Here is a 12,639-nt window from a genome sequence, read left to right on the forward strand (position 1 = left end):
AGTATGGAAAAAGTTTTTCCAGCGGAATCTGCAATTGCATTGCTAGTTTTTCTTCAAATAGTACAATCTTCTATTATTTCAATAGTTGTTAGCACGTCCTTTTTTAATGGGATTTCGTTGGTTATTTGTTTTTGGCTGATATCATTAGGAGTCAAAGTTTATAACGATTTACTTTTTATAGTGTTATTGTCTGTTACGCTTATTTTTTCTATGCTGGTAAATGTGAGTAGTATAGAGCAGGGGGGGTACAATACATTCATATTATTTGTTTCATGTTTAGTTCTGCTCTCAACAAAAATAAATAAAATAAATATTGATGTTATAAAAAATAAAATAGCTTTAATAACAATTATTTTCTTAGGAGCTATTTATCTGTTTTTTATTCTTAAAATTCAACCTACACCAGGTTTGGCTGTCTTTATTCTGTCAGGGCCATATTTAAACCAGAATACAACGTCAATGATATGTTTGGCACTGTTGGTGTTATTAGGGTCGAGTAATTATCGGAAATCTAGGTTTATAGAAATATTGATGGTAGTTTTATTTTTTTCAATATTGTTAACTCAAGCACGCGCTGCTTTTTTATGCGCTTCCATTTACTTAGCATTTTATTTTGGCCGTCGAGCATTAATATCAGCGCCAATAATTTTATTAATTATTACTTTATATTTCTTAAATAACCCAGAAAGCTACAGTCGGGTAGTTATCAAGCTTTCTGATAGTGGTGGTTCCGGTCGTTTGGAATTCTGGATTAAGGCATTTTTGGATCTCACAGAAAGTGTTTTGCCTTTCATGTTCGGGGTTGGTATTAATCAGATGATGATTAATTTGGGTGACTCAACTCTTAGTGTTCATAATTCGTATATTAATTTTTTTGCTAGTTATGGAGTGGTCGCATTAATAGTTCTTCTGAGCTATTTATTTTATATAGTTAGCGTTTCGTTTCGGGCGTCAAAATTATTGTGTGCGTCATTGATAGTGTTTTTGTTATACGGTATGTTTGAGACAGTGTTGTTTGGTGGTTATGAGATTGTTTGGATTGTCTTCATTATTTTATATGTGTTAAGGGATGAAGTGAAGACTCCTATGAATGGAGTTTAAATTTAGTCTACGTGTAGTGTGCACCAAGTAGTTGTCGGTCGCTAAGGATTAGATCTTAGAAACGTATCTTGTGTTGTGAACTTGAATTTAGGCAGCAATCGCTACAGAAAAGACATGGAACACCGAACGCCGGTAGCAGTCTTCTGGAGAGAATGCTCAGGTACTCTCAAGATAAATGATGCTACACCTATCACTCGATCTCTGGCACTTAGTTATTGAACGCGCGCTGTTATCTCATAGGTTAAGCAGCCAAAGGGAGTAACAGTGAAAAGAGAATATTTACTCTTATGAAAACGCTATTTACCACGGATCGTCAAAATACAAGTGCTAAAAAACCTGAGATGTGGTGAAAATAAGCCTCAGATTGAGATTTGAAGCGGAATGTTAGTTCTATATAATCAAATTTTTTTGGAAATGACTAAATGAGTTCAATAAAGCATGGTTACGTATATACATTTTTTTCAAAGATCTATCATTTTATTAAAATAAATATTTGTTTGGCTAAGCTTAAGCGTAACCGGAGAAAAATATTTTTAGGAGATAAAGAGTCTAATCTTATTGTAAGTTTGACGTCCTATCCCGCTCGTATTGATCACGTATGGATTACGATCGAGTCATTATTCGCCCAAAGTTATCAGCCATGGAAGATTGTGTTGGTGTTGTCGAAAGCGGAGTTTCCGGATCAAAAACTGCCAAATTCTTTGGTTGATCAGATTGGCCGTGGCTTGGAAATTTTATGGACGGAATCAAATACAAGGAGTTATAAGAAATTATTACCCGTTCGTGAAAAATATCCAGATGCTCTTATACTTACTGTCGATGATGATATCGCGTATGATAGAAGTCGTGTTAGAACGATTATACGCGCCCATAAAGATAATCCAAATAGTGTTGTCGGCTGTCGTGGAAGAGAGATAAAATTCGACGGTCATTTATTTGGATCATACATGGAGTGGCCACTAGCTACATTAGAATCGCCTTCTTATCGTACAATGCTAACCGGTGTTGGTGGAATCTTATACCCTCCAGGCTTAATTGACGATAAGTTGCTTTTAGATATTGACGCTGCCCAAAGATTGGCACCTACCGCGGATGATATTTGGTTTTGGATGGCTACCGTGTGTTCAGGTGTTCCTGTTAAATGTCTTGGTATTAATAGAAGTCTATCAATTAAGTTTAGAGATAAAAGAAAATCCCTAACAACGATAAATTGTGGTGAAGGAAGAAATGATATACAAATGAATGCTGTAGACCGAGTGTACCAAGCGTCAAAGTTAATCGGTATGTAAATGCCTTTCTTTTCACGCTAAAACTGCAGCCAATAATATTTTTGCTGCTGTGTATGGTAGAATTTTTGACATCGTGCTTTGTGTGTGAAATTCTTTGCACTCTATGCCTTATGCCCTGCACTCCTGAATTCAAGTAATAAGTGCAGCACTGCTCGTTTTCAAAGCTCCTGAGTATTCGCCCCAGAAAACCTCTGCCGATGTGCAATAACCTAGCCGTTTTCTTGGCCGATTATTCAGTCGGTGATTTGCAACTCAGTTTGTCTACAGCGAGCGCGATGGCCTTTTTGGACACCTTGGCGAAGTCGGCAGGGAAAATGCATGAAAACCGAGCTGTGACGGGGTTTGTAGAGCATCACTGATTGAGATTATTATGGTCATCTAATGATTTTACTCATGGATGCTCCTATGTCAGCGCCGTCTCTTCTTCACTATTTGTCCATTATTCCCGACTTTCGCCAATCCTGGAAAGTGCAACATTAGCTGTCTGATATTCTATTTTTAGTGGTCTGTGCGGTGATTTGTGGTTCTGAAGGATGGGACGAGATCGAAGACTTTGGCCACTCAAAGTTGGATTTTCTGCGCCAGTACGGCAAGTTTGCCGATGGTATACCCAGTCACGATACGTTGGCCAGAGTGATGGCACTGATCAATAGGGACCAGCTTCAAATCGCGTTTGCTGAGTGGATGAAAGCGTGTCATGACGTTACTGAAGGAGCGGTTGTGGCTATCGATGGCAAGACGTTACGCGGCTCTTATTGCCGAGGAAAAGGCAAAGGTGCCATTCATAGGGTCAGCGCTTTTAGCGCCGCCAATGGCGTCGTGTTAGGTCAAGTGAAAACCGCAGAAAAGTCGAACGAAATAACGGCGATACCGAAACTACTCAAGCTTCTAAATTTGCAAGGCTGCCTGGTGACCATTGACGCCATGGGGTGTCAGAAAAAGATCGCGGCGAGTGTGCTTCACAAAGGCGCAGACTATCTGCTGTCAGTCAAAGATAATCAGCCAAAGCTTGTTAAGGCCTTCAAGCAAGCTTTCCCCGTGAGTGAGCTGGTTCATTTTGAGGGTGACACGTTCCGCCTACGTGACTGACGAAAAAAATCGCGGCCGCCAAGAAACGCGGTATCACATTGTAAAAGAGTTTACGGAAGAATTTCAGGAGCTTAGCTATGAGTGGCCTAGGTTAAAAACGGTCGGTGTGGTCATGTCATTTCGCAGCGAAGGCGATAAAGTACCTACAGAACCTATGATCCGTTACTACATTAGTTCAGCCAATTTGAGTGCAAAAAAGCTCGCGGAAGCGGCTCGTCAGCACGGGTATATCGAGAATAAATTACATTGGTCTTTGGACGCCGCACTGCGTGAAGACGCTTGTAAAATCCATCGTGGTTATGCCGCTGAGAACCTTGCGAGGGTGCGCTACCCCTGTGTGCCAACCTAAGCATGAACCAACTGATTTTGAGTTAACATAGAAATCAGGGTGCTTAAGGAGACCGTTATGCCAAAGCCGATGACACACATTCTACCCAACCCCAAGCTGGAAAAGCGGGGGCGTCGCTCATTCACTGTAGAGTATAAGCTATCCATCCTACAGCAAGCCGATGCCTGCCAGCATGGGGAGCTAGGCCCACTGTTAAGGCGTGAGAAGCTTTATTCAAACCAGCTAGCCCAGTGGCGTCGAGAGTTCGCTGAACAAGGCGTTGCCGGTTTGAACAAGTCTCAACCAGGACCTACGGCCTCCAAAACAGCTGAACAAAAGCGCATTGAACAGCTGGAAAAAGAACTGGGACGTTTGCGCCGTCAGCTTGAGGTTAAAGACAGCTGTATCTCGCTCCAAAAAAAAGCCTTGGCACTCATCGAAGCCTTCGATCAAGAGAACTCGTAGCCATGATGATGGCAGAGTCATTGCCCAACGGACTTACAGAGCGACTGGCCTGCAGGGTCTTGAACCTTTGTCGCAATACGGTGCGGTCAGCGCATCGGCGGTTGAGCTTCATTGGCCCCTAGGAGCTCCCTTCACGTCGCAGAAAAGACGCCAGACAGCCCAAGGCCCTGGATGCACACGAACAGCAGCAGGTACTGCAGGTGTTGAATGACGAAAGCTACTGCAATCAGCTACCGATGCAGGTCTATCACAACCTGCTTCAACAAGACCGATATCTGTGCTCGGTGAGCACCCTGCATCGCTTGCTACGCAAACAAAACCTGCAGGGCGAGCGACGCGCTCAGCGCGCACCACAGTCGAATCCGATGCCGCGTCTGTTGGCAACAGCGCCCAATCAGGTCTGGACGTCGGACATTGCCAAATTACCGACGCGCAAGCGCGGTGAGTACTTCTCTCTGTACGTGGTTATGGACTTGTTCAGTCGCTATATTGTTGCCTGGATGCTGTCCCGCAAGGAAAATAGCGCCCTGTCATCGCAACTGATTGACCCCTGTCATCACAACTGATTGACGAAGCCGCTCAGCGCTACGACATCGTGCCTGGCCATCTCACTCTGCACCAAGACCGCGGTGCGCCCATGACCGCTCACTGTTACCTGGACTTGCTCTCCGAACTGGCCATCACCGCCAGTCATAGCCGGCCTCGCGTGAGCAATGATAATCCAATGAGTGAAGCACAATTTAAAACACTCAAGTACCAGCCAGACTACCCAAGACGCTTCGATCATTATGATCACGCCATGCGCTGGTGCAACGATTACGTGGACTGGTACAACCACGTGCACCACCACAGCAGTCTTGAAGGATTTACGCCAGCACAGGTGTTTACAGGCCAATACGTAGACATTGCCCGAGTGCGTCAAGGGGGCTTTGAATGAAGCCTTTGCCGCGCATCCAGGGCGGTTCAGCCGAGGACGGCCACTCGTTAAATTGCCGCCACGAGAAGTGGCTATTAATCCAATACCGGACGATGCCGAACCCTCTGTTGCTGAGCAAGGAGTGAACTTCCCAACGTTGCCAAGAGCCATACTGAAAGCAATTTAATGAGCAAAGAGTTGGTTCAAATGAGGTTGACACGTTCCGCTACATCGCGTTGAATTATCTGAAAGGTGAAACGAATTTTAAAGGCGGCATCCGGCGTAAACAGAAAAAAGCGGCACTGGATGAAAGCTACCTTGCTGCGATTCTGGCGGTGTAAAATGTTTCATGCGTTTTCCCTGCCGCTTAAACGCGGTCATTTGGGCAGATGGTTTGAAAACCGCCAGGAGTATTAGAAGTAATTATTAATTAATGATGCAAAATGTATAAGTAGCAGATGTCTTTTATATCATTTTAACTTTAGTGTTAATCGGTAAATAAATGAAATTTAAATACAGCATTATAATTCCTCATTATAACTCTGAGGTTAGTCTAAATATATTATTATCATCAATTCCGAATGACGATTTATTGGAAGTATTGGTAATAGATGATAGAAGCTCTACTGCTGAATACAGGCAAGTGATAGAGAGTAGCTCTTTAGCTAATATTAAAGAGTTTTCCAATAAAGGAGTTAAGGGTGCGGGAAGTTGTAGAAATATTGGCGTAGAAAAGGCGACTGGTCAGTATCTTATTTTTGCTGACTCTGACGATTATTTTACCACTAATGCTTTTGAGAATATTAACGCAGCGGTTGATGAAATTGATGAGCAAATAGATATACTATTTTTCCAGGTAACATCTTCTGATTCACGTAACAAATTAGGCTTCAGGCATATCAAAAACTCAGTGCTTGTTACTAATTATATCAATAAAACAGGAAAGTATTACAAAGAGAAAATTCGATTAACGCATAATGTTCCTTGGGGGAAAGTTTTTAGAGCCGAATTTGTTAGAAATAACAATATTAAATTTGACGAGACTATTATCGCGAATGATGGGATGTTTTCACTAAAGGCCGGAAAGCTTTCTAAAGATATCGCATGCTCCAATAAAGAGATTTATTGTGTTACGCAGTCAGAAAATAGTTTAACAACAACTAAAAATGTAAATCACTATCGAGTAAGGCTCGAGGTTTACACTAGGTACTATAATTATTTATCTAGAAAAGAACGAAAACATATTGAGGCGTCACCTTTTCCTTTGTTATATTTGAGCTTTGATTATGGTGTCGTTGAGGTTGTTAGATCTATTATATATTTAAAGAAAAACAGGGTTTCTATTTTTAAAAATTTTAAGTTCTCTTTCGAGAGGCTTAAAAGATTCACTTCTCGTTTAAGTAAATAGAGTTATTATACATGTTTAATAACAAAGTTTGTGTCTTAGGCCTCGGCTACATCGGCCTCCCCACTTCAGCGCTCATCGCTGCCAACGACATTCCCGTTCACGGTGTGGATATTTCTCAGCACGTAGTAGATACTATTAATGCTGGTAAGATTCATATTGTCGAACCGGATTTAAATCAAGCTGTGGACAGTGCCGTGGCGTCAGGTAATCTTATAGCTGATACCAAACCCGTAGCGGCGGACACATACCTGATTGTTGTGCCCACACCGTTTAAAGGAGGCAGCCACGAGCCAGATATTTCTTATATTCAGTCCGCCACGGAAGGCATTTTGCCGCTGCTGAAAGAGGGTGATTTATATATTATTGAATCCACTTCTCCCGTAGGCACCACGGAGCGCATGCGTGATCTTATCTACAGTAGACGCCCAGACTTAAAAGGCAAATTTCACATCGCTTATTGCCCTGAGCGGGTTTTGCCTGGCAACGTAATGCACGAAATGGTGCACAACGATCGTGTGATTGGTGGGGTCGATGATGCTGCTACGGAAAAAGCCGTAGCGTTTTACCAGCAATTTGTGAAAGGCGAATTGCATAAAACTAACGCTCGCACTGCTGAAATGTGCAAACTCACAGAGAACTCTTCGCGGGATGTGCAGATTGCCTTTGCTAACGAGTTGTCTTTAATTTGCGATAAAGCGGGAATTGATGTGTGGGAACTTATTCGCCTGGCCAATAGGCATCCACGCGTAAATATCTTGCAGCCAGGCAGTGGGGTGGGTGGGCATTGCATTGCCGTGGATCCTTACTTTATTACTGCCGAGTTCCCCATGGAATCTCAGATTATTGGGAAGGCCCGCGAGATCAATAACTACAAATCGTTCTGGTGTGCGGAAAAAACCGGAAGCGCCATTCGGGATTTTGAACTCAAGCACGGACGTGTGCCTTCTGTTGCCATGATGGGGTTGGCGTTCAAACCAAATATTGATGATTTACGACAGTCTCCCGCTGTGTATATCGCGCAAAAAGTGCTACAAGAAGCCAGCGATGAGGCTTACTTTATTGTAGAGCCCAACATTGAAAGCCACCCCTACTATAAATTGACCCAGATGCTGGAAGCGGTCGAACAAGCTGACATTATCGTTTTTTTGGTGGCCCACAATGAGTTTAAGCAACTTAACATTCGCGAGGGCAAGGTGGTGCTTGATTTTTGCGGGGTGAGAAACTAATGAAAGTATTGTCTGTTTTTGGCACCCGTCCGGAAGCCATCAAAATGGCACCGTTGGTAAAGGCTTTAGAAGAGGATGCATTTTTTGCCTCAAAAGTTGCCGTTTCTGCTCAGCACCGTGAAATGCTTGATCAGGTGCTTGAGCTGTTCGACATCACGCCTGATTTTGACCTGAACCTAATGCAGCCAGGGCAGGATTTATACGACATCACCGCCAAGGTGTTATTAGGGTTGCGGGATGTGTTAAAAGAATTTCAGCCTGACTTAGTACTAGTACATGGCGATACCGCTACTACGTTTGCTGCTTCATTGGCGGCTTTTTATCAGCAAATACCTGTTGGTCATGTAGAGGCAGGTTTGCGTACTGGTGATTTATATTCCCCTTGGCCAGAAGAAGCCAATCGCTTGCTCACAAGCCGTTTAGCGCAATGGCATTTTGCGCCCACAGCGCGTAACGAAGCAGCGTTATTAGCGGAACAGATTTCTCCACAGAAAATAACGATGACCGGCAATACCGTGATTGATGCCCTGCAGTGGGTGGTGCGGAAAATAGCGGATACTCCTGCGCTTCAGGGTCAGATTGACACGGCATTACGTTCGGCGGGCCTGCATCTTGATGTTAATGAGCATCGCTACGTGCTTGTTACTGGTCACCGTCGAGAGAACTTTGGTAATGGTTTTGAGAACATTTGCCAAGCATTGAGAGTGCTGGCAGAAAACAATCCCGATACTCACTTTATTTATCCCGTTCATTTGAACCCTAACGTTTTGGGGCCTGTTCAGCGCCTTCTCGCTGGTCTGCGCAATGTACACCTGATCGAACCGTTGGGTTATGAGCCTTTCGTTTTTCTGATGCAGAACGCTTACATAATTCTGACTGATAGCGGTGGTGTACAGGAGGAGGCGCCGGGCCTAGGTAAGCCTGTCCTCGTGATGCGGGATACCACCGAACGACCAGAGGCCTTAGAGGCTGGCACTGTGCGTTTGGTGGGGACTGAAACCAGTGTTATTCAGGACGCCGTTCAGGAGCTTCTTGATGATGCGGGAGTGCACCGACGTATGTCCGAGGCAAATAACCCTTATGGGGATGGCATGGCGTGTAGCCGGATTGTTAAGTTTTTAAAGCAACAATGAAGCGTTGGAGTCTTCTTTTTCATACCATATGCTGATGCTAACCAAAGTTAAAGCTGTGCTCGCGTTGGGAATTACCAATATTCTCAGAGTGTTATGGTTTCGTTTCAGTGTGCGTTTTGGTCTCAATCCAGTGAGAGGCTTGCAGGCGGCTGTGCCTCAGGGCCCGTTCTTCAACTCGGAGGCATTTTCTGGCGAAGCCGTTTCAGGCTATAGGTATGTATCCACTGGCTTTGGTCATATTCCCTTTGGAGATGGCCTAAATCCGCCTGACTGGTATTTGAGTGTTTTGACTGGCCACCGTTGCCCAAATCCGGAGCGCCCCTGGTTCACCATCGCTGATTTCACAAGTGAACTGGGTGACATCAAAGGGGTATGGGAGCTATCCCGGTTTGATTGGGTGTTGGGTTTCGCCAGGGAATATTGCGAGGGAAATATTGCCTCGCTTGCCAAGCTGGAAACCTGGTTGGAAAACTGGGCAAGAGTAAACCCACCATACTGTGGCCCGAACTGGAAGTGTGGGCAGGAAGCCTCAATCCGTGTAATGCACCTGGCTATGGCCGCCATCATTCTTGAGCAGGTTGCTAGGCCTGAAAGGGCTCTGCTTCAATTGGTTGAAATTCATCTTCAGCGCATTGCTCCAACGATCCTTTATGCGATTGCACAGGATAATAATCACGGTACGTCAGAAGCAGCAGCTCTTTTTATTGGGGGAAGCTGGCTTGCAAAGCATGGATTTGCTGAAGGTGAAGGTTGGCAGCGGCAGGGAAGAAAATGGCTGGAAAACCGTGCCCGCCGTTTAATCGAAAAAGATGGCAGCTTTAGCCAATATTCGGTTAACTATCATAGAGTAGCGTTAGACACTTTCTCGATGGTGGAGGTGTGGCGAAAGAGCTTGGGCTTATCTGCGTTTTCTGGCCATTGGTATGCGAAGGCCGCGGCCGCTACCGAGTGGCTAGGGGCTATGTTGCAGCCCGATGGCGATGTCCCGAACCTCGGTGCTAACGATGGTGCCAGGCTGTTTCCGCTTGCTGCCACCGATTATCGCGATTTCCGGCCCTCGGCTCAGCTGGCAAGCGCTCTGTTTTGCCAGCGGAGAGCGATTCACGATTCCGGAGAGTGGGATGTTCCTCTTCAATTATTAGGTATTGAATTGCCTGAGGCTCAAGCGCGGGTTCCGGCCAGCGTGGAATTTGATGATGGCGGCTACGCAATTCTGCGAAATGAGCAATGCTTCGCACTGCTCAGGTACCCTCGCTTTCGCTTTCGCCCTGGACAAGCCGATGCGTTGCACCTGGATGTGTGGTTGGGTGCTAGAAATCTTTTGCGGGACGGTGGTTCTTACAGTTACAACACCGAAGAGCCATGGCAGTCCTATTTCCCAGGTGTTGAAAGCCACAATACAGTGCAGTTCGATAGCCGGGATCAGATGCCTAGGTTAAGTCGGTTTTTGTTTGGGGAGTGGTTGAAAACTTGCTGTTATGAGCCATTAGATGACACGCCTGAAGGCAAAATGGTGCTTGCGGGCTACCGTGATTACAAAGGCGCTTCACACACACGCAAGGTAGTTCTTGGTAAGAGGCAACTGCGCGTAGAAGATAAAATCGACGGGTTTAGTGATGCTGCAGTGCTGCGCTGGCGGTTGGAACCGGGTGAATGGCACTTGGATGGCCAAACGGTGGTACGTAACGGTGTATCTATTGCGGTTGTAGCTAGCGTGCCAGTTGTTCGCTGCGAGCTTGTGAATGGATGGGAATCCCGTTATTACGGCCGGAAGACGCAATTGCCCGTGCTTGAAATTGAGGTGGCTGAGCCTGGCCACTTGACCACTGAAATAACCTGGAATACGCCTTGAAAGTTCTCTATTTTCACCAGCATTTTGTGACCCCTAAGGGTGCCGGAGCGATTCGTTCTTATGCTTTGGCACGCAAGCTTGTTGAACGCGGCCATTCGGTAACGATGGTTTGCGGCAGTAATACAACTGGTACGACGGGTCTTGAGGGGCCGTTTACCAAGGGCAAGCGCAATGGTGAGGTTGATGGCATCGATGTGATTGAGCTGGACCTGGCCTATTCCAATAATGATGGGCTGCTCAAGCGAGCTTGGACATTTATCTCGTTTGCTCTGCGCAGTATCTGGATTGCGTTAACCGCAAAGTACGACTTGGTATTTGCAACTACAACACCTTTGACAGCGGGCATTCCGGGAATTTTTGCCCGCTGGTTAAGAGGCAAGCCCTTTGTGTTTGAGGTACGGGATTTGTGGCCAGAGTTGCCTAGGGAAATGGGAGTGATTACAAATCCTGTGGTGCTTTGGGCGATGGGCGTGTTGGAGTGGGTGAGTTACCGTTCCGCGCACCGCTTAGTGGGGTTGTCCCCTGGTATTGTGGAAGGCATCAAAAAACGTGGCGTGCCAGCGGAAAGAATCGCCATGGTACCCAACGGCTGTGACCTCGATATTTTTACCAACTTGGTAGAGCCCTGGCGCCCGGCTGAGGTCGCAGAAACAGATCTACTGGCAGTGTTCGCCGGTACTCACGGGATGGCTAACGGGCTTGACGCGGTTTTGAATGCGGCCGTAGAGCTAAAAAAACGGGGCCGTAAAGAGATTAAGTTCCTCCTGATTGGTAGCGGTAAATTGAAACCGGCACTGATGGCCCGCGCAGCGCGCGAATCACTGGATAACGTGGTATTTCACGATCCGGTCACAAAAAATAAATTGGCTGGTCTGATGCGGGCAACGGACATTGGCATGCAGATACTGGCTAATGTACCCGCCTTTTACTACGGCACGTCCCCCAACAAATTTTTTGATTACATTGCTGCGGGCGTGCCGGTGCTGAATAATTACCCCGGTTGGTTGGCGGACATGATTGAGCGTGAGCAGTGCGGCTATGCGGTGCCCCCCGCGGACCCAGTCGCTTTTGCTGACGCATTGGTTGACGCAGCTGATAAGCGCAGCGAATTGCCGGAAATGGGTAAGCGCGCTAAGGCGCTGGCGATGCGGGAATTTGATCGAGAGAAGATGGCAGGACAGTGGGTGGATTGGGTCATTCAATCATGAACCGGTTGTCCGACATACTTTGTACGTCAGCTTAAGGCTCTAAAGAACACCGGTTGATCAGTATTAATCGAACACCCAGCAGAACCTGAATATCGTCCTAATGAACGACCCGCCGCATTGGCCAGCACGAATTGGACGAGTGGATGAGTTCCGTTGCTCTTAAGTATCTTGGCAAACTCACTCATGTATGCTGTGTGAGATGGGATTTGTGTAATCTTTGGGTGTCGCTACTTTCGCGCGTGAGTGTTAATATTTATGTTAACAAGGTCTTCTGAGTGAATAATAGTTTCACGGATGAAATTGCAGGCAAGGCGTACAGGATTGTCCACTGCAAAGGAGCGAAGGAAGCTCTCGAAGAGGCATGGCGCAACAGGTTCAGCGTCTTGCAGATGGCCATCGTATGAGTAGTGAAAACTTTCCCCAAAGAAGGTGAGCTGCCTAAAAAGACGAACGGCGAAAGCGCCGGCCATTTTCACGCTTTCAAACGAATCCCTGTGCGCGGCTATTGCTGGCGTTCCAAAAGGCTTGAAAACACTTGGTTTATCAGCCATTACGTTTATAAGGATTACCAGAAGCTGAAAGTCAGAGACACTGAGCGACTTGGCAAAAACTGGACACGAATTG

The 12,639-nt window shown here is 45.9% G+C and carries 13 protein-coding genes; 12 read left to right on the forward strand and 1 reads right to left on the reverse strand.

What is annotated here, in order from left to right; genetic code table 11:
• Positions 1-3: 3 nt before the first annotated feature.
• From CPH80_RS00095 to CPH80_RS00150, 12 genes are all read left to right on the forward strand, one after another.
• Positions 4-1,101: an O-antigen ligase family protein gene (locus tag CPH80_RS00095; RefSeq protein WP_096275068.1), complete on the forward strand. Its 1,098-nt coding sequence runs from the start codon at positions 4-6 to the stop codon at positions 1,099-1,101.
• A gap of 422 nt (positions 1,102-1,523) precedes the next feature.
• Positions 1,524-2,390 carry a hypothetical protein gene (locus CPH80_RS00100; protein WP_096275069.1) on the forward strand — a complete coding sequence of 289 codons (867 nt, stop codon included), beginning with the start codon at positions 1,524-1,526 and terminating at the stop codon, positions 2,388-2,390.
• A gap of 489 nt (positions 2,391-2,879) precedes the next feature.
• Positions 2,880-3,479 carry an ISAs1 family transposase gene (locus CPH80_RS22850; RefSeq protein WP_264754853.1) on the forward strand — a complete coding sequence of 200 codons (600 nt, stop codon included), beginning with the start codon at positions 2,880-2,882 and terminating at the stop codon, positions 3,477-3,479.
• Complete coding sequence (locus CPH80_RS22855; protein ID WP_096275071.1) at positions 3,472-3,828, forward strand: ISAs1 family transposase; 357 nt, start codon at positions 3,472-3,474, stop codon at positions 3,826-3,828. Before CPH80_RS22850 ends, CPH80_RS22855 begins: the two co-directional genes overlap by 8 nt.
• A gap of 57 nt (positions 3,829-3,885) precedes the next feature.
• The gene (locus CPH80_RS00115) at positions 3,886-4,272 is read left to right on the forward strand and encodes a transposase (protein ID WP_096275072.1); all 387 of its coding nucleotides are present in this window, start codon (positions 3,886-3,888) and stop codon (positions 4,270-4,272) included.
• 200 nt (positions 4,273-4,472) lie between these two features.
• Positions 4,473-4,838, forward strand: coding sequence for a DDE-type integrase/transposase/recombinase (locus CPH80_RS00120; protein WP_096275073.1), 366 nt, complete (start codon positions 4,473-4,475; stop codon positions 4,836-4,838).
• A 71-nt stretch (positions 4,839-4,909) separates the two neighbouring features.
• Positions 4,910-5,209 (forward strand): integrase core domain-containing protein, encoded by a 300-nt coding sequence (locus tag CPH80_RS00125; protein WP_096275074.1) that lies wholly within the window; start codon positions 4,910-4,912, stop codon positions 5,207-5,209.
• Between the two features lie 481 nt (positions 5,210-5,690).
• Positions 5,691-6,596 (forward strand): glycosyltransferase family 2 protein, encoded by a 906-nt coding sequence (locus CPH80_RS00130; RefSeq protein WP_096275075.1) that lies wholly within the window; start codon positions 5,691-5,693, stop codon positions 6,594-6,596.
• A gap of 11 nt (positions 6,597-6,607) precedes the next feature.
• Positions 6,608-7,822 carry a UDP-N-acetyl-D-mannosamine dehydrogenase gene (gene wecC / locus CPH80_RS00135; protein WP_096275076.1) on the forward strand — a complete coding sequence of 405 codons (1,215 nt, stop codon included), beginning with the start codon at positions 6,608-6,610 and terminating at the stop codon, positions 7,820-7,822.
• On the forward strand, positions 7,822-8,955 hold the full coding sequence (gene wecB, locus CPH80_RS00140; protein WP_096275077.1) for a non-hydrolyzing UDP-N-acetylglucosamine 2-epimerase: 1,134 nt from the start codon (positions 7,822-7,824) through the stop codon (positions 8,953-8,955). Before wecC ends, wecB begins: the two co-directional genes overlap by 1 nt.
• 34 nt (positions 8,956-8,989) lie before the next feature.
• Complete coding sequence (locus CPH80_RS00145) at positions 8,990-10,807, forward strand: heparinase II/III-family protein (protein WP_227520295.1); 1,818 nt, start codon at positions 8,990-8,992, stop codon at positions 10,805-10,807.
• Positions 10,804-12,015, forward strand: coding sequence for a glycosyltransferase family 4 protein (locus CPH80_RS00150; protein ID WP_096275079.1), 1,212 nt, complete (start codon positions 10,804-10,806; stop codon positions 12,013-12,015). Before CPH80_RS00145 ends, CPH80_RS00150 begins: the two co-directional genes overlap by 4 nt.
• A gap of 227 nt (positions 12,016-12,242) precedes the next feature.
• Here the strand turns inward: CPH80_RS00150 and CPH80_RS22120 are convergent, their stop codons facing one another.
• Positions 12,243-12,566, reverse strand: a complete 324-nt coding sequence (locus tag CPH80_RS22120) for a hypothetical protein (RefSeq protein ID WP_227520296.1) — start codon at positions 12,564-12,566, stop codon at positions 12,243-12,245.
• Positions 12,567-12,639: the final 73 nt, after the last annotated feature.

The sequence above is a fragment of the Marinobacter sp. LV10R510-11A genome (genome assembly GCF_900215155.1).
Classification (GTDB): domain Bacteria; phylum Pseudomonadota; class Gammaproteobacteria; order Pseudomonadales; family Oleiphilaceae; genus Marinobacter.